We start from the raw sequence: 17,657 nt of genomic DNA on the forward strand, positions 1-17,657 counted from the left end.
CAATAAATGATAAGTAACCCTTAAAGGAGGAAAACATGGCTACACATACTTTTACCATTCCTAAGGATTCCCTGACCAAAAGTCAGCTTGTAATATTGGAATATATCTACTCAAATATTGAAACAATTCCTTTTTTAACCATAACAGAGATCTCTAATGAACTAGGGATCAGCGATGCAACCATTACTCGTTTTTCAAAAAAAGTTGGTTATCCGTCATTTAAAGAAATGAAAATGGCCATTTTATCTGACATACAAGTCTCGCCTGCTAAAAAACTCCAAAATAGTTTTGAAGAGGGTGACTTGAATGCTAAAGACAATTTACTCATTTTCAAAGAAATTCAGCATTTGATAGAAACCGTCTCTCATCTGGATATACAAATATTGAATCAGGCGATTCACTTACTGTTAAAAGCTAAAAAAATCTATGTATTTGCCAAAGGTGCTGCTAAAAGTCCTGCTGACTTACTCGTTTTCCGTTTGAATCGCTTTGACTTGGATATCCAGCTTGTTACTGCAAGTGGTTCAGAACTTTTCGAGAAATTAAATAACCTTTCGCAAGAAGATGCCATTGTCCTTTTTGGGTTCGGTTCTGTCCCTAGAGAAATCAAACTGGTAGAAGACTATGGAAAAAAAATCAAAGTTCCTATTCTGTCTTTTGCAGATAGGCATTATAACTCTACTTCTGAAGAAGGTGTTACAACCTTTTTTGTAGCACGAGGCCTACCCGATGACTACCATTCCATGACTTCGGTCGTAGCCCTGATCGATACATTGATCGTTGAAATGGCGAAACAAATGCCTGAAGAAAGAAAACAACATCTTGAAAATTTATTCTCACTTAAAGAGTCCTACAAACATAATGTTCCAAGATAACAGTTGCGGATGGATCTAATCAATCATTATTAATTTACATCCTGCCATCGTTTACTGGGAATTCCACTGCAGATTTGAAAATAGGAATTCTCTTATCGCCTATTAAATTTCGTCTAAGTTTACTTATTTTATTGCAGAAAAAGAGAACTGCCATAAGGCAATTCTCTTTTTCTAAAGTATATTGTAGAATCAATAAAAAATGCTCTCTACTAGGTAGAATTCAATGCATTAACTGATCAACTGACTAAAGGTACTTCAACTGTTTTTACCTTTATTTACTAGGAAATATCGGTATCAGTGTCGTATTCATCACGTCGACCAATCCTAAGTCACTGTATTTATATTCTGGAATAACAGTGAGACCAAGCGTTACGATTCTTAATAAAGGATTTTTTGTGTTTAAACCGACAGATCTTAAAACATCTTTCATTTCTTCGGCTCTCTTAGCAGTATCAAAACAATTTAAATCACTCATTAAACCAAATACCGACAATTTCAACGTATCAAGCAGAGTATTATGATTGGCACAGCTGATTCCTCCTCCACACTCTGCTAAATGATCGTATACTTTCTTAGCTCCTTCAGCAAATCGATACACGATCATAAGATTATGATGATCGTGGGCTACTGTACTACCCACAGCCCCTTCAATATTTCCGAAATTACGAACTAGTCCGACTGTCTTATTTTCTGTACCATATCGGTTGGCTGTCATAACAAAAGCAAGTTCAGGATCATGACTGATATCTAGATAACCATTCTTAACTGGAATATCTTCTACTTGCAGAGTTGTAACAGAGGCATCCAAGCTAAGGTAGGTTGGAATATTGACTTTAATGGTCCCATCCATTTGATGATTTGGCGCCTTGATCAAAAATTCTTCGATAGCTAATGGTGGCACATTTACTGTATTCATTTTTTCAATTTCAAATGAGTGTCGTTCAATTTTTTCAACCATTCTACCATTTTCTGCAACTAATTTCCCTTCAAAATAAACTTGATCAGGTTTTAGTGAATCTAAGTTTGAGAACAATTGAAAATCAGCTATGTATCCTGGTGCAACAGCACCTAAGTTAATAATACCGACTTGCTCTGCCACTCTTAAACTTGCAGCTTTAATGGCTTCTATCGTTTCCATTCCATTTTGAATTAAAGTTCTGACTACATGGTTGACGTGACCTACGTGCAGCAAGTCTGATGATTCGACGTCATCTGTACAAACCGTCAACCGGTCTCTCCATGGTAAGTCTTTTACATCTTCCCATATTTGCTCGACATTGTGTGACATCGAAGATTCTCTAGCATCTACATACATACCTGCTCGCAATTTTGCTTTCGCTTCATTGGGATTTCTTGTTTCATGATCCGTTGTAGGTCCTCCAATTAGGTATGCACTAAGTTCTCTTCCCTGCCCTCCTGGAATATGTCCTTGAATATATAGTCCATTCTTCTCAGCAACTTCGATGATGTCCATCATTCTATCTGCACCATTTTCTACTCCTTTAAAATCCATGACCTCTGCTAACCCAATAACATTTTTTAATTGAGCTAAACGTTCTACTATTACAGCATCAAAAGCTGCTCCTGACTCTTCCAATCCTGGAACAGCAGGAATACAAGATGGAATATTGATGTATTGTCTCATAGGAAGGTCTAATCCAGCGTCATGCATATATTTTACCGCTTCTTCTCCAACGACATTTGCCACTTCGTGAGGATCTGTTACTACCGTTGTTGTGCCATGTGGAATAACCGCTTCAGCAAAATTACGTGGTGTTAGCATCGTGCTTTCTACATGCATATGAGCATCGATAAAGCCAGGAACAATATAGGCTTCTTTTGCATCAATAACTTTTTTTGCCTTGTCTTGCCCAGTACCTAAGGCATTGTCTTCCACATGAACAATAACACCTTTATGAATAAAAACATCCGCTGGATAGGTCTCTCCTGTAAATAAATTCATATAAGTTGTGTTGATTATTGCTAGATCACACTTTATTTCTCCTAAAGCTGCTTTCAATAATTCTCTTTTATTCGTTAACTCGATTCTCATAGTATCCTCCTACTTGGTATTCAATTAAATAAAAGCATAGCAAAAGTTCTACTATGCTTTAACTGTGAATTGTAGATTATTTTTATTATTGAAATATAAAATACATAATCAATGGAATACTTAAAAGATACATTCCAAAATGCACTTTATGTTCTGTTTTAGTAAACGTTTTGATTGCCACATCTGCCAGAATACCGGCACTTATACCTGTAGCCATTCCAGCTGTGAAGATTGTAAAGATAATCATTATAAACGGTCCAAAAGACTCAACAAAATTTGAAAAATCAATTTTAGATATAGCTGAAATCATACTAAACCCAACAAAGATCAGAGCAGGGCTTGTCGCTGCATCAGGTATCATTAAAAAGATTGGAGCAAACAGCATTGAAGCGAAAAATAATAGCGATGTTGTCAAAGAAGTCAATCCCGTTCTTCCACCTGCTTCTACTCCAGAAGAAGATTCTACGAAGGTCGTAATAGTTGTACATCCGAATACTGACCCTATAACCGTTCCAAAAGCATCCACTATAAACGGTTTTTGAATATCAGGGTAATCACCATTTTCATCTAATAGATCTGCTTTTTGAGCTACTCCAAGTACCGTGCCTAATGTAGAGAAAAAATCTCCGAAGAATGCAATAAAGATAAGAACAAGCGTGTTTCCAGATATCAATCCCTTGAAGTCATAAGAAAACATGACACTTTTCAACCCTGAAACATCAGGCAATTCAGCAACCGAACCTGGTAATGCAGTAATTCCGAAAGGTATACTTATTATCGTGATTGCGATGATCCCAATCAATAATGCGCCGGTTACTTTATACGCACTTAAAATTGCAATAATCAAAATTCCTAATATTGTTAAGAAAACGGCTGGATCCGACAAATTTCCTAACTTAATACCCTCTGAAAAATCTCCAAGTCCAGAGTTCTTAAATCCTAAGTAAACAATATAAAAACCGATAACGACCGAAATGGATGTCTTAATATTTGTCGGTATTAATCGCACGATTAAATCTCTAATACCGAACAATGACAAAACTACAAAAATCATCCCACTAATTAAGGTAATGGCCATAACATTCCCAAACGATAACGTTTCTGAACGAAGCAATCCACTGAACAAGAAGTTTGTTCCCATACCAGTCGATAAGGCAAATGGTACATTTGCGTACAGTGCCATGATTAATGTAATCAAACCAGAAATAAGTGCGGTCATAATTAAAATTGAAGCTTTAGAAATAACTAAACCATTGATATCTGTAAATGACTGCTCAGGACCGAACCCGACCATTGCACTAGGTTGAACAACTAGCACATAAGCCATTGTCATGAAAGTGGTCAAACCAGCCAGCATTTCTTTTCGTACAGTAGTATTTTTATTACTTAAATCAAAAAACTTTTGAATCATCAATAATACAACTCCTTATTCTATATACGAACAATTTTATTAATACAAGTTTAATTATACGACTTTAATACGATTATTACAATAATTTATCTAAAGAAACTAATTTCAGTAGCATTTTACAAATATAAATATCTCTAAGAACTTCCAATATATATATAAGTATTTCAATTGAGAAATTACAAAAAAGGCACCTTCCAAATAGTGGAAAGAGCCTTGAACCTTATGCTGCAACAAATAAAATACGCTCACCATCAGGAATGAGACTGTTTCCTTTTCTTCATGCTCTCGCATGATAACTGGTGCAATCTGAACCTTCTATAGTCTCATCTGCGGTAACGGGATATTTTTTATCGTTTTTTTATACCACGAGTTTTCTAAAAAAAGAACCACCCTTATTTGTCATCATCATATGACAGAAAAGGGTGGTCTATTTTGATTTAATTATTTTTCTTCTTCTACTAATTCTTTTTCAGAATCATAGCCTAGATCATCTAATGTTTCATCCAATTTATCAGCTGGAATAGTTTGATCTTCAGTTGGTTCCGCCGGCGTACCATGAACATTTCCATGCGCTGATTCTGGTTCATCGGAAGGAGCACCTTTATGTTCTATATCCGTCTTCTCCATGTGGTTCTCTTTCATGTCTTGAGCTTTTTCTACGCCCTTTTCTTTCCATTCTTTCCCTTTTTCCATGCCAGTGTCTTTTGCATCAGTGATTTTACCTTTTATATCTGTTCGTAATTCTTTCCCAGATTTAGGTGCAAACAATAATCCCGCTAACGCACCTGCTATAGGTAAAATAATTAATTTTGCTAATTCCATTCGTTTTACTTTTTTGGGTATCGCTTTAGTGACTCCCTTAACCAGTCTCTTATCTGTCTTCATCTTCGCTTTAGCTAACTGATGTGTCGATGGAAGATAATCTTTGGCCATGTCAAATGCGTCATGTGCATGATCTTTACCCATATTGATTAATTTTGATTTTTTCATTTTATTCGTGCTCCTTTCAATTTTTGTTCTTCTATTTTGCCATCTGCCTACCGTATAGATATCTCTATAAACATCATATAACACAAAAGGCATTGTCCAAAACAAAAGGCATTAAAAATAAAAGAAAATTACAATAAAACTATTCCTTCCAACTACTTCAGAAACTGCATCTTTTCCCCCTCAGTACTCTTATTTTGTAAACTGGATGGCTTTTTCTCCGATATCAAAACGATAGAACGTATGCGCTATCGGATTATTCGTTAAGTAGTGGTAAGCCTTGTCTTGGGCTTCTTGTAACGTTGAACCTTGTGCTGCAACAAATAAAATACGCCCTCCATCAGAAATAAGACTGCTTTTCTCTTTCTTCATACCCGCAGTATAAATGGTACAACCTAAATTTGCGGTAGTCATCTGTGGTAACGGAATATCTTTTATCGTATTTTCTGGGTAACCTTCAGCTGCAACAACAACACCTAGTGTATAGCGGTCCGTGTGCATTTTAATAACTGGATCTTTTTCATTTAAGATATCATCAATCACTTGTGCCAAATCAGAATCTAGCTGGTTCAAAATAACTTGGGTTTCGGGATCACCAAAACGAGCATTAAATTCGATGACCCTCAGACCATTTTTTGTCATCATCAATCCAGCGTAAATGACCCCTTTGAAAGGACGTGATTCAGCAACCATTGCATTCACAGTTGGTTTTATGACCGTCTCCAAAACTTCTTGAATCACCGCTTCAGAAACTTGCGGTACTGGAGAATAAGCGCCCATACCACCCGTATTCGGTCCTTTATCCCCATCATAGGCCCGTTTATGATCTTGGGCAACACCGGCATAATAATAGTTCGTTCCATTTACAAGAGCAAACAAAGAAAATTCTTCACCTTCGAGGTATTCTTCAATAACCACCTTGGGTTTGCCCGCTGCGTACTTCCCTTTCACTAACATCTCACTTAACGCAGTCGCAGCTTCCCTTAGAGTCATCGCAACGACTACCCCTTTTCCAGCTGCTAAACCATCTGCTTTGATGACAATTGGTACGCCATGGTTTTCCACGTATGCTAAAGCGGCATCATGATCTTCAAATATTTCATACGTTGCGGTTGGAATTGCATATTTTTCCATCAATTCTTTTGCAAATTGTTTTGAACATTCTAAGTCTGCTGCTTTTTTGCTTGGTCCAAAAACCTTTAATCCAGCACTATCGAAAGCATCTACTAATCCTTCAAATAGAGCTATTTCCGGTCCAATAAACGTCCAAGTAATTTTTTCTGATTTCGCAAAATGAATCAACGCTTGATGATCATTTACTGCAATATCAACCAATTGGATGCCATCATTTTCCATCCCAATATTCCCTTTAGCACAATAAACAGTTTCAACTAATGAGCTTTCTGTGAATTTTTTTGCGATGGCATGCTCACGGCCACCACTGCCGATAACAAGAAGTTTCATCTACGAAATCCTCCAATTTTTTTTATTGAATTAGGATATGTTTGAAAGCTAATAACTATTCTGATTTTTGGGCTAGCTGAGAAAGGTAGGATAACTACAGTAAATATCGACTTTCAGTTAATCAAACTAGCGCTTATTGTAGTTACTCAAATGAATATCAACTTTTAGTTAATCGAACTAGCGCTCGTTGTAGCTACTCGCTGCTTAATAAGATAGTTTTAAAACACTTCCTAGTTAGTTTTTGCTGTATTTTGGATTTGTTCAGTACTGTGTTGCATTCTAGTCTATTTCTTAATGTCTAAAATGACGTACATTAGTTTTTAGCATAGTCATTCCATATTTATTCGCCATTTCAATAGACTCTTTATCTTTGATACTCCCACCTGGCTGTATGATCGCCCTAATACCATGTTGTGCTGCGTATTCCACACTATCATTCATAGGAAAGAAAGCATCGCTAGCCAATACAGCATCTTCTATGGCGCTACTCGCTTCAGCCTGCTCGATCGCGATCTTAACGGCTCCAATACGGTTCATTTGACCGGCCCCAATTCCAACGCTCTGTTTGCTATTTGCCAGCACGATAGCATTGCTCTTTACGTGCTTAACTATTTTCCATGCAAAGTCCATAGCATTCATTTCATCTTCGGTTGGTTTACGGTCTGTCAGTACTTCCCAGTTAACCGCTGTATCTTCAGTACTGATATCTTGTGTTTGTTCCAATATACCGCCCAATACAGAAACAACTTCTTTGCCGCCTACTTTTGCAGTTGAGAAATCCAAGGTCATGATACGGATATTTTTTTTCTTCGATAGCGTATCTAACGCTTCTTTTGTATAACTTGGCGCAAGAACGATTTCTAAGAACATACTGTTCAGTTTTTCTGCTGTCACATTATCCAATTGGCGGTTGGCAACTACGATTCCTCCAAAGATTGAGACTGGATCCGCTGCGTAACAGCGATCAAAAGCCTCTTCAATCGTTTCAGCAATGCCCACTCCACATGGATTCATATGCTTGACAGCAACCACTGCCGGTTCATCAAATTCACGTATCATACGAATAGCAGCGTCCGCATCTTTAATGTTATTGTACGATAATTCTTTTCCATGTAATTGAATAGCATTTGCAATCGAGAAGGGTACAATCAGCGACTCTTGATAGAAATTAGCGACTTGATGTCCATTTTCACCATACCGTAGTTTTTGTTTCAAATCATAGGTCAACGTTAATTTTTCAGGTTCTTCTTCGCCAACACTAGTGGACAAATATTGCGCAATCAATGCGTCATAGCTCGCAGTGTGCCGGAAGACTTTTGCAGCTAAAGCTTGACGTGTTTTAATCGTTGTTGCTCCTTTTTCTTCCAGCTCATCGAGGACTTTACTATAATCAGCTGGATCCGTTAAAACGGTCACACTTGCATAATTCTTAGCCGCACTACGCAACATACTAGGGCCGCCAATATCAATATTTTCAATGGCTTCTTCTAAAGTAACATCCTTTTTGCTGATCGTTTCTTTAAATGGGTAAAGGTTTACCACCACAAAATCAATCGGTATGATGTTGTGTTTTTCCATTGCCGACATGTGTTCAGGTAGATCACGTCTCCCCAATAAACCACCATGAATAAGTGGATGCAAGGTTTTGACACGACCATCCATCATTTCTGGAAATCCAGTCACGTCTTCGACAGAAACGGTCGGGACACCTGCATCTTCTAATGCCTTTTTGGTTCCACCAGTTGAAATAATTTCGATGCCTTTTGCCACTAATGCTTGTGCGAATGGTACAATACCTGCCTTATCTGAAACGCTAATCAATGCTCTTGTCACTCTACGCCACTCCTCAATTTTTATTCACTCTTTTTAATGGTTTTATTTTTAATCACTTTTTGAATGACCTGCGGAAAAAGACGGTGCTCTACTTGATGTATTCTGGTCTCCAGAGAGTCTAGTGTATCTTCAGGTAAAATAGCCACCTTCTCTTGTGCGATAATTGGTCCAGTGTCTACCCCTGCATCAACAACGTGCACCGTCACACCAGTTTCCTTTTCGTTTGCTTCAAATGCGTCTTGAATGCTGCTTTTACCAGGATAATATGGCAATAAAGAAGGATGGATATTCAAGATACGATTTGCATACGCCGTTAGCAATGTCGGCCCAATAATTCTCATGTATCCTGCCAATACAATTAAATCCACCGCGTTTAGTTCAAGCTGCTTCAATAGTTCTGACTCATAGGCTGCTCGATTCTCATAGTTTTTCGGACTGAAGACTGTAAAAGGGATACCCATTTTTTTTGCACGCTCTATGACAGAGGCTTTCGGATTGTCGCAAAACAGGAAGCAAAGGATTGCATCGACTTGTTTGGAGGCGATTGCCTCTGCTATCGCTTGGAAATTAGAACCATTTCCTGAAGCAAATACAGCTATTCTCATAGTTGCTTCTCTTTCAAAATGACCTTTTCCTCTGATTCCTTTGAAATTACCGAACCAATCACATAGCCTTTTTCGTTGTTCTCTAAAAGAACGGCCAATACTTCAGGTACTTTTTCAGGAGCAACAGAAAGAACCATGCCGATTCCCATGTTGAATATTTCATACATGTCACCTTCTGGTATTTTACCGATTGTTTGCATCGTTTGAAAAATTGGCAACACTGGCCAGCTCCCTAACTGAATGTGAGCTTGTACGTTTTCAGGAAGCATCCGTGGAATATTTTCAACAAATCCGCCCCCTGTGATATGTGCAGCACTATGAAGCAACTGTTTTTTTATCAGTGGCAGTAAAGCATTAACGTAAATTTTTGTTGGCGTCAATAAAACATCGCCCAACTCTTGATCACCTAATTCTGGTATTTTATCCATTAATGTATACGCATGATCTTTAAAGAAAATTTTTCGTACTAACGAATAACCATTTGAATGGATTCCCGTTGAAGGTAACCCAATCAACATGTCCCCTTCTTTGACTAACGTAGCAGACAATAAAGCATCTTTTTCAGCAATACCAACCGTAAATCCAGCCAAATCAAAATCTTCCGGATCATACATATCCGGCATTTCAGCTGTTTCACCGCCAATTAAAGCCGCTCCTGATTGGACACACCCTTCTGCCACACCAGCTACAATTTGCTCGATTTTTTCAGGATGGTTTTTCCCGACCGCAATGTAATCTAAGAAATAAAGGGGTTCTGCTCCTTGTGCCACAACATCATTGACACACATCGCGACACAATCGATTCCAATTGTGTCCCATTTTCCAGATTCAATGGCCAACAGTAGTTTTGTACCAACGCCATCTGTCCCAGATATAAGAATGGGCTTTTTATAGTTGAGTTCACCAAGATCAAAATGACCGCCGAATCCACCGATTTCACCAAAAACACCCGGCCGTTTGGTACGTTTGACATGTTTTTTGATGCGTTCGACTGCTTCATAACCCGCTGTGACATCGACACCAGCATTCGCATAAGCATTTCCCATTATTACCCTCCCCTAAGATTTTCTTTTTGAATTTCGGTCATATTTTTTAGATAGTCTTCTTCGTAGTCGTACAGTCCTGCTGGATAATCCCCATTGAAACTATCCATGCATAAACCTGAGTAAGGACTATCAAATTTCAATCCAATTGAATCAATTAGGCCTTCTTGGCTGAGAAATGACAAACTGTCTGCTCCGATAGACTCACACATTTCAAAAACTGTCATTCTTGCAGCAATCAGTTCAGCAGATTTGCTAATGTCGATTCCGTAAAAACTTGGATACATCAAGGGAGGAGAAGCGATGCGAACATGGACCTCTTTCGCTCCGGCTTCTTTCAATAATGTGACAATTCGTTTACTTGTTGTACCTCGGACGATCGAGTCATCTACCATGACAACAATTTTCCCTTGCACGACTCCTTTAACAGCCGATAACTTCATTTTCGCACCCAATTCGCGCAGTTCTTGTGTCGGTTGGATAAATGTGCGCCCTACATATTGATTCTTAATCAGACCCATTTCATAGGGGATTCCACTCTCTTCAGCAAAACCGCTAGCTGCGGATAATGACGAGTTAGGAACACCAATAACGATATCCGCATTCACCATAGGGGATTCTAGTGCCAACCGTTTTCCCATTCTTTTGCGAGCCGTATGTACATTCACACCGGCTATGTTTGAATCTGGTCGAGCAAAATAGATATATTCCATTGCCGCAATGGAAATACTGGTATCCTCTGTGTATTTTTCAATCGTTAGGCCATTGCGATCAATAATGGCCAACTCTCCGGCATTAACATTACGGACAAACTCTGCACCAATGGTATCTATCGCACATGTTTCACTTGCCATCACATAGGCACCATTTGGCAATCGTCCAATCACGAGTGGGCGTAAAGAGTTCGCATCAACAGCACCGAACATTTTTTCCTCCGTCATAAGAACATAAGTAAACCCACCTTTAACAAGGTTCAGACTTTCCTTTATTTTATTGATCAACGTGTCTTTCTGACTACGTCTAATGAGATGGATTAACACTTCCGTATCTGATGTCGAATGAAAGATCGCTCCATCTTCTTCCAGATTACGTCGCAAGCTCTTGGCATTCACCAAGTTTCCATTGTGACAGATAGCGATATCTAAATCGTAGAAATGGTACAAGAAAGGCTGTACGTTTTCGATGCTATTCTGTCCAGATGTGGAATAGCGTACGTGTCCGATAGCACGATCTCCTGACAATCGTTTAAGATCGTCTCCATTTTTGAAGACTTCACTAATCAACCCCAGATTGCGATGAACCAATAGTTTCCCATTATCACAAGAAACGATTCCAGCACCTTCTTGTCCGCGATGCTGCAAACTATGCAATCCAAAATAAGTCAGTTGGCTAGCACTTGGATCACCCCAAATGCCAAACACCCCACACTCTTCATTTAAGCTTTTTGTTTCAGCAAACATGGGATAGCCTCCTGCCATTTCATTTCTACTTCTTTTATGGATAAAGCAATTGTTTCGTTTTCAGTAGCTATTTTTGCGAATCCATTATTTTCCACTGTCCCAATCTCTGTTGCAGTCGACTTGACTAGCGCTTTGAATGCAAGGACATTTTCAGGTTTCACTGTTAAAATAAATCGCGATTGCGTTTCACTAAATAACCATGTTTTATCCATCGCAACTGTTACATCGAATCCCAATGCCGTATCGAATACGCTCTCCATCAAACCGACAGCCAATCCACCTTCTGATAAATCGTGTGCACTTTCAATCAGTCCAGCTTGGATGGCTTTCAAAACAATGTCTTGGTTCTCTTTTTCGGTCGTCAAGTCGAAGTCCATTAGTTTCCCTTCGATTTTTCCCAATTCTAATTTTTGTAATTCGGAACCATTAAAATCCGCTTTTGTGTCGCCAATGATGAAAATTCGATCATTGGCATTTTTGAATGCTTGGGTTGTGATGTGTTTGCTATCTTCGATCAGACCGACCATGCCAATCAACGGTGTCGGATAAATAGCTTCGCCATCCATTTCATTGTAGAGCGATACATTACCCGAGATCACTGGGGTATTCAATAAACGACAGGCTTCTGATATGCCATCTGCAGAAGTGCTCAATTCCCAGAAAATTTCAGGTTTGTCAGGATTTCCGTAGTTCAGACAATCTGTGATAGCCAATGGTCTTCCTCCACTAGCCACAATATTACGAGCAGCCTCTGATACTGCCATCTGTCCACCAATCTCAGGATTTAAATAGATGTAACGACTATTACAATCCGTCGTCATCGCGATTGCTTTTTCAGTTCCACGTATGCGAATAACGGCGGCATCACTTCCTGGTCCCACAACTGTGCTCGTACGGACCATCGAATCATAGGTTTGGTAAATGTTTTTCTTTGAAGCAAGCGTTGGTTGTTGCAACAACTTAACCAGTGTTTCTGCAGCAGACGTAAAGGTTGGCTGATAGTCAGCCATTGCAGCAAATAGCGCGATGCGCTCAGGCTCTTGCATCGGTTTAAGGTATTCTGGTGCATCCTCTGCTAAAGCATCAACTGGTACATTAGCAACTTCTTTTCCATCATGAAATAGACGATACAACCCATCATCTGTGACTTTCCCGATAGTAACAGCCTCTAATTCATATTTTTCAAATAACTCAATAATCCGTTGTTCTTCACCTTTCTTGATACACAACAACATCCGCTCTTGCGATTCAGAAAGCATGATTTCATAAGGGGTCATATGTGTTTCGCGTTGTGGGACATCATCCAAATTTAAAATCAATCCACTACCCGCTTTTGAAGCCATTTCAGCACTTGATGAAACAAGCCCTGCCGCTCCCATATCCTGGATTCCAATCAATGCATCAGAATAATCATAAATACATTCTAGACAAGCTTCCATCAATAGTTTTTCCATAAACGGATCTCCTACTTGGACAGCAGAACGTTGCGCTTCTTCTTCCTCTTTGAATTCAACAGAAGCAAACGTCGCTCCATGAATACCATCACGCCCCGTTTTTGCGCCTACATACATGATTGTGTTCCCTGTCCCTTTAGCTTGCCCTTTTTGAATATCTTTTTGGTCGATCAAGCCGACACACATGACATTCACCAAAGGATTGCCTTTGTAACAAGGATCAAAAACAGTTTCCCCACCAACCGTTGGAATACCGATACAATTACCGTAACCACTAACTCCAGCTACAACTTCTTCGAAAATATATTTTGTGCGTTCGTTGTCTAGCTCACCGAAACGCAAAGAGTCAAGAATCGCGATTGGACGAGCTCCCATACTAAAAATATCGCGAATAATACCTCCAACACCAGTCGCTGCTCCTTCGTATGGCTCAACCGCAGATGGGTGATTATGGCTTTCCACCTTAAAAACCACCGCTTGACCATCACCAATGTCAACAATACCCGCACCTTCACCAGGTCCTTGCAACACTTGTGTCCCTGAAGTAGGAAATTTCCGCAGAATCGATTTTGAGTTTTTATAAGAGCAATGTTCACTCCACATAACAGAGAACAGACCCGTCTCGGTGTAGTTTGGTAAACGGTGCAAGATATCTTCACTGATGATTGCGTACTCTTCGTCAGTCAACCCCCATTCACGATAGACTTCCAACTCTTTTAATTGTTCGGGTGTTGGTTCCAAAAAAACCATCATTGGCACAGCTCCTTCTGATAATTTTTATACATAGACTGGAATAATTTTAATCCATCATCTGAACCCAGTAATGCTTCAACAGCTCGTTCAGGATGAGGCATCATACCCAATACATTTCCTTGCTTATTGATAATGCCCGCTATATTTTCGATGCTTCCGTTTGGATTATCATTCGCATACGTAAAAACAATTTGATTGTTGTCCTTCAATTGCTGTAACGTTTCTTTATCACAATAGTAATTCCCCTCACCGTGTGCGACAGGTACAGTAATGATTTCTCCATGTCCGTAGCCTGATGTAAATGATGTATGTACGTTTTCTACTTTTAGATTTTGCTGCTTAGAGATGAATTTCAGTGATTCATTGCGCCGTAATGCTCCCGGTAATAAACCCGCTTCTGTCAAAATTTGAAATCCATTACACGCTCCAAAAACAGGTTTTCCCTCTTCAGCAAATCGAATCACTTCAGCCATAATAGTGGAAAATCGGGCAATAGACCCCGTACGTAAGTAATCGCCGTAAGAGAATCCTCCTGGGAGTAATACTGCATCGAACCCTTGCAAGCTGTTTTCATAGTGCTGAACATATTCCGCGTCTTCCCCAAGACTATCTTTTACAGCTGTATACATGTCTAAGTCGCAATTGGATCCAGGAAAAACAATGATAGCAAATTTCATTACATTCCAACCTCCTGAATATCATACCGGTATGTTTCCATTACTACATTTGCTAAAAGTTTGTCACAGATTTCTTCAATTACGTGCTCGATATCCTTTTCATCTTTAGAAACTTGGATTTCAAAATATTTTCCAATACGAATATTTTCGATTGACTCATATCCCATGCGATGAACCGCACCCTTGACTGCTTCCCCTTGCGGATCTAGAACGGAGTCTTTATAAGTGACATAAACGGTTACCTTATACACGATTGAAACGCCTCACTTTTCTCTTTTGATTTATAGTGGTTGATTTTTCATTAGTCTGTATCTAGATGAAAGGATAATTCGTTTATTCAGATGTTGTTCAGCCGCTTCAATACTTCTGCGTAAACAGGAATGATATCTCCTATATCACGGCGATAAAGATCTTTGTCCAAATGTTCTTTCGTATTTATATCCCACAAACGACAAGTATCTGGAGAGATTTCATCAGCGAGGATGATTTTCCCATCCGCCGTTTTTCCAAATTCAATTTTAAAATCAATTAAGCGAATAGCGATTTTTTTGAACATTTCCACTAAGGCAGCATTGATCTCTAAGGCTTGTTTTTTTATTTCGATCAGTTCTTCGTCTTTCGCAACATTTAGCATTTTAACGTGCGAGTCATTGATAAATGGATCATCCAGCTTATCATTTTTGTAATAAAACTCAAGAATCGGAAAAGGCAAATCGATTCCTTCCTCCATACCAAATCGTTTTGTAAAACTGCCGGCCGACGTGTTACGGACAACGACTTCTAAAGGAATCATTTCAACTTTACTTATTAATTGTTCGGTTTTTGACACTTCTTGGATATAATGACTTGAAAAGCCTTTTTCAGCTAAGTACGTGAATATCAAGCCCGTTATTTGGTTGTTCAGTTCTCCTTTCCCTTCAACATTTTCTTTTTTAGCACCATTTAACGAAGTTACTTGGTTTAAATACTCTGCTAAAAGAACGTTTTTTTGATTTGTCGCATACATCTTTTTAGCTTTCCCAGTATAGAGCAATTCTTTCCTTTCCATTATCTCTTCCTTTCTATTTACGAACATTAATTTACCATACCGTTTAATCATTCGTTTTAATTGTAGCACTCAACTTTTGATTGTCAATGGAATATCCACTATTTTTTCAAATGATAAACGAACGAAACCTATCTTATTTCATCGAAAAAAGACCGGAACAATAGCTCCAGTCTTTCTAGGTTAATTCAGATTTAATTTTCTGTATGATTCATTCCAAATCCCGGTATTCTCTATTTCTATCAAGGTTTCTTCTACATCGTTTGTCAAGATCGTGACGTGTCCGACTTTTCTATTTGTATGCAAGTCTTCTTTCCCATAGTAATGAAACGACCACTCCGCTTTTTTATCGCGGAACGCTAAACTGTCTTCCATATGTTGCCCAAGAATATTGACCATAACGACACTCGAAAGCAAGCGTGCTTTTGGCATCGTCAGCCCAGCTACCGCTCGGATATGTGCATCAAACTGCGAAAGAGACATTGCTTCAATCGTGTAATGTCCTGAATTATGCGGACGAGGTGCCAGTTCATTGACGAAGATGACATCGTCTTTTGTCAAAAACAATTCGATTCCTAACGTTCCAATCAATTGCAACGCATCAGCAATCTGTTGAGCGGCTTCTACCGCTTTTTCGCTCACTTCTGGAGAAATCCGAGCGGGTACAATGGATTCATGTAAAATATTAGCGATATGGATATTCTCAGAAACAGGAAAAATGGTCGTTTCTCCTTTTTGGTTGCGAACAATCATGACCGATAATTCTTTCGAAAAAGGTACCCAAGCTTCGAGAATACAGCTATTAGCAGCAATCAGCGCTTCTGTTGCTCCTTTATCCGCTTCTGATTTCAAGACAACTTGCCCTTTGCCATCGTATCCAAAACGTGTGGTTTTCAAGACGCAAGGATAGCCAATTTTTTCAACGGCAGTATTCAGTTGGTCTATTGTTTCCACAACCTCAAAGGGTGCAATCGAAACCCCACTAGACTCTAAAAATCGTTTTTCTTTGATTCGGTCTTGCGTAATAGCTACTACTTCGCTACCTTGCGGGATAGCTACCAACTCTTCCATCTCTTGTAATGCTTCTGCATCAATATTCTCAAATTCAAACGTTAAGACAGTTGCTCTTCTCGCAAACTCACGCAAAGCTTTTTTGTCTGCATAATCGGCACAGATGTTCCAATCAGACACTTGAGCTGCTGGACAATTTTGATTAGGATCCAAGATTCCAACAGTAAACCCCATCTTTTTTGCTGATTGAGCCATCATCTTTCCTAATTGTCCGCCTCCAATAATTCCAATAGTATCTCTTGGTTTAAGTGTTTTATACAAGATTTTCACTACTTTCTATTACACTTTTTTTAAGCCGATCACGTCTTACTTCCAATTTTTTTGCCAATTTTTCATCTTCAATAGAAAGAATCTGAACCGCAAGCAGTCCTGCATTCGCAGCTCCTGCTTTTCCAATCGCCACAGTAGCAACAGGTACACCCGCCGGCATTTGTACAATAGACAATAATGAATCCATTCCATTAAGTGCTCGAGTTTGTATCGGTACGCCTATGACTGGCAACGTGGTTTTCGCTGCAATCATGCCCGGTAAATGAGCTGCACCTCCAGCTCCTGCAATGATTATTTTTATTCCCAATTCCCTTGCTTGTTCCGCAAAACTAAACATCAAATCGGGTGTCCGATGGGCTGATACCACCTTTTTTTCATACGCTACATCAAATTCATCCAAAATCGCACAGCAGTCTTTCATCGTTTCCCAATCCGAAGTGCTTCCCATAACAACGGAGACAATGGCATTCATTCATTTTCCTCCACTCTATTTTCTCACGTTCAATATAGCATAACCCACCATTATTTTACAAACATTTAATAAATATAATCGTTTTTCGTTCGTTATTAAAGCTTTTAACGTTCATTGAAACGGCTTTTATAGTTACTTTTGCTAGATTATACGTATTTTTTTAGCGTTCACATTTTTAGTTCTA

General features: G+C 39.0%; 15 protein-coding genes. 1 reads left to right on the forward strand and 14 read right to left on the reverse strand.

All coding sequences use genetic code 11. The features are described 5' to 3' along the window. Window positions 1-35 precede the first annotated feature (35 nt). Window positions 36-875 carry a MurR/RpiR family transcriptional regulator gene (locus tag BR65_RS08490; protein WP_034537857.1) on the forward strand — a complete coding sequence of 280 codons (840 nt, stop codon included), beginning with the start codon at window positions 36-38 and terminating at the stop codon, window positions 873-875. A 271-nt stretch (window positions 876-1,146) separates the two neighbouring features. On the opposite strand, the gene BR65_RS08495 is transcribed toward BR65_RS08490, so the two are convergent. From BR65_RS08495 to purE, 14 genes are all read right to left on the reverse strand, one after another. Next, window positions 1,147-2,928, reverse strand: coding sequence for an adenine deaminase (locus tag BR65_RS08495; protein ID WP_034537859.1), 1,782 nt, complete (start codon window positions 2,926-2,928; stop codon window positions 1,147-1,149). An 85-nt stretch (window positions 2,929-3,013) separates the two neighbouring features. Beyond that, entirely contained in the window at window positions 3,014-4,339 is a 1,326-nt protein-coding gene (locus BR65_RS08500; protein WP_034537861.1) for an NCS2 family permease, read from the reverse strand. 441 nt (window positions 4,340-4,780) lie between these two features. After that, window positions 4,781-5,329 (reverse strand): YtxH domain-containing protein, encoded by a 549-nt coding sequence (locus tag BR65_RS08505; RefSeq protein ID WP_244877164.1) that lies wholly within the window; start codon window positions 5,327-5,329, stop codon window positions 4,781-4,783. Window positions 5,330-5,518: 189 nt separating this feature from the next. Next, a complete protein-coding gene (purD, locus tag BR65_RS08510; RefSeq protein WP_034537864.1) occupies window positions 5,519-6,790 on the reverse strand; it encodes a phosphoribosylamine--glycine ligase in 1,272 nt (423 codons plus the stop codon). 291 nt (window positions 6,791-7,081) lie between these two features. Next, window positions 7,082-8,623 (reverse strand): bifunctional phosphoribosylaminoimidazolecarboxamide formyltransferase/IMP cyclohydrolase, encoded by a 1,542-nt coding sequence (gene purH / locus BR65_RS08515; RefSeq protein WP_034537865.1) that lies wholly within the window; start codon window positions 8,621-8,623, stop codon window positions 7,082-7,084. A 20-nt stretch (window positions 8,624-8,643) separates the two neighbouring features. Further along, on the reverse strand, window positions 8,644-9,228 hold the full coding sequence (purN, locus tag BR65_RS08520) for a phosphoribosylglycinamide formyltransferase (protein ID WP_034537867.1): 585 nt from the start codon (window positions 9,226-9,228) through the stop codon (window positions 8,644-8,646). Next, window positions 9,225-10,274 carry a phosphoribosylformylglycinamidine cyclo-ligase gene (purM, locus tag BR65_RS08525; RefSeq protein ID WP_034537868.1) on the reverse strand — a complete coding sequence of 350 codons (1,050 nt, stop codon included), beginning with the start codon at window positions 10,272-10,274 and terminating at the stop codon, window positions 9,225-9,227. Before purM ends, purN begins: the two co-directional genes overlap by 4 nt. Before the next feature lie 2 nt (window positions 10,275-10,276). Beyond that, window positions 10,277-11,731: an amidophosphoribosyltransferase gene (purF, locus tag BR65_RS08530; protein ID WP_034537870.1), complete on the reverse strand. Its 1,455-nt coding sequence runs from the start codon at window positions 11,729-11,731 to the stop codon at window positions 10,277-10,279. After that, window positions 11,707-13,938 (reverse strand): phosphoribosylformylglycinamidine synthase subunit PurL, encoded by a 2,232-nt coding sequence (purL, locus tag BR65_RS08535; protein ID WP_034537871.1) that lies wholly within the window; start codon window positions 13,936-13,938, stop codon window positions 11,707-11,709. The genes purF and purL overlap by 25 nt, the downstream gene beginning before the upstream one ends. After that, window positions 13,935-14,615, reverse strand: coding sequence for a phosphoribosylformylglycinamidine synthase subunit PurQ (purQ, locus tag BR65_RS08540; protein ID WP_023179482.1), 681 nt, complete (start codon window positions 14,613-14,615; stop codon window positions 13,935-13,937). Before purQ ends, purL begins: the two co-directional genes overlap by 4 nt. Further along, entirely contained in the window at window positions 14,615-14,866 is a 252-nt protein-coding gene (purS, locus tag BR65_RS08545) for a phosphoribosylformylglycinamidine synthase subunit PurS (protein ID WP_034537873.1), read from the reverse strand. Before purS ends, purQ begins: the two co-directional genes overlap by 1 nt. An 86-nt stretch (window positions 14,867-14,952) precedes the next feature. Beyond that, a complete protein-coding gene (gene purC / locus BR65_RS08550) occupies window positions 14,953-15,663 on the reverse strand; it encodes a phosphoribosylaminoimidazolesuccinocarboxamide synthase (protein ID WP_034537874.1) in 711 nt (236 codons plus the stop codon). 180 nt (window positions 15,664-15,843) lie between these two features. Next, a complete protein-coding gene (gene purK / locus BR65_RS08555) occupies window positions 15,844-16,992 on the reverse strand; it encodes a 5-(carboxyamino)imidazole ribonucleotide synthase (protein ID WP_034537877.1) in 1,149 nt (382 codons plus the stop codon). After that, the gene (gene purE / locus BR65_RS08560) at window positions 16,985-17,473 is read right to left on the reverse strand and encodes a 5-(carboxyamino)imidazole ribonucleotide mutase (protein ID WP_034537879.1); all 489 of its coding nucleotides are present in this window, start codon (window positions 17,471-17,473) and stop codon (window positions 16,985-16,987) included. The genes purK and purE overlap by 8 nt, the downstream gene beginning before the upstream one ends. Window positions 17,474-17,657 lie beyond the last annotated feature (184 nt).

This window comes from Carnobacterium inhibens subsp. inhibens DSM 13024 (assembly GCF_000746825.1).
GTDB lineage: Bacteria > Bacillota > Bacilli > Lactobacillales > Carnobacteriaceae > Carnobacterium_B > Carnobacterium_B inhibens.

Excerpts from the sequence above, each read along its gene's own strand:
- purC (WP_034537874.1), bottom strand. The coding sequence starts at position 15,663 with ATGGAAAGGAAAGAATTGCTCTATACTGGGAAAGCTAAAAAGATGTAT.
- purF (WP_034537870.1), bottom strand. The coding sequence starts at position 11,731 with ATGTTTGCTGAAACAAAAAGCTTAAATGAAGAGTGTGGGGTGTTTGGC.
- BR65_RS08490 (WP_034537857.1), top strand. The coding sequence starts at position 36 with ATGGCTACACATACTTTTACCATTCCTAAGGATTCCCTGACCAAAAGT.
- BR65_RS08495 (WP_034537859.1), bottom strand. The coding sequence starts at position 2,928 with ATGAGAATCGAGTTAACGAATAAAAGAGAATTATTGAAAGCAGCTTTA.
- BR65_RS08500 (WP_034537861.1), bottom strand. The coding sequence starts at position 4,339 with ATGATTCAAAAGTTTTTTGATTTAAGTAATAAAAATACTACTGTACGA.
- purN (WP_034537867.1), bottom strand. The coding sequence starts at position 9,228 with ATGAGAATAGCTGTATTTGCTTCAGGAAATGGTTCTAATTTCCAAGCG.
- purE (WP_034537879.1), bottom strand. The coding sequence starts at position 17,473 with ATGAATGCCATTGTCTCCGTTGTTATGGGAAGCACTTCGGATTGGGAA.
- purD (WP_034537864.1), bottom strand. The coding sequence starts at position 6,790 with ATGAAACTTCTTGTTATCGGCAGTGGTGGCCGTGAGCATGCCATCGCA.
- purL (WP_034537871.1), bottom strand. The coding sequence starts at position 13,938 with ATGATGGTTTTTTTGGAACCAACACCCGAACAATTAAAAGAGTTGGAA.
- purM (WP_034537868.1), bottom strand. The coding sequence starts at position 10,274 with ATGGGAAATGCTTATGCGAATGCTGGTGTCGATGTCACAGCGGGTTAT.
- BR65_RS08505 (WP_244877164.1), bottom strand. The coding sequence starts at position 5,329 with ATGAAAAAATCAAAATTAATCAATATGGGTAAAGATCATGCACATGAC.
- purQ (WP_023179482.1), bottom strand. The coding sequence starts at position 14,615 with ATGAAATTTGCTATCATTGTTTTTCCTGGATCCAATTGCGACTTAGAC.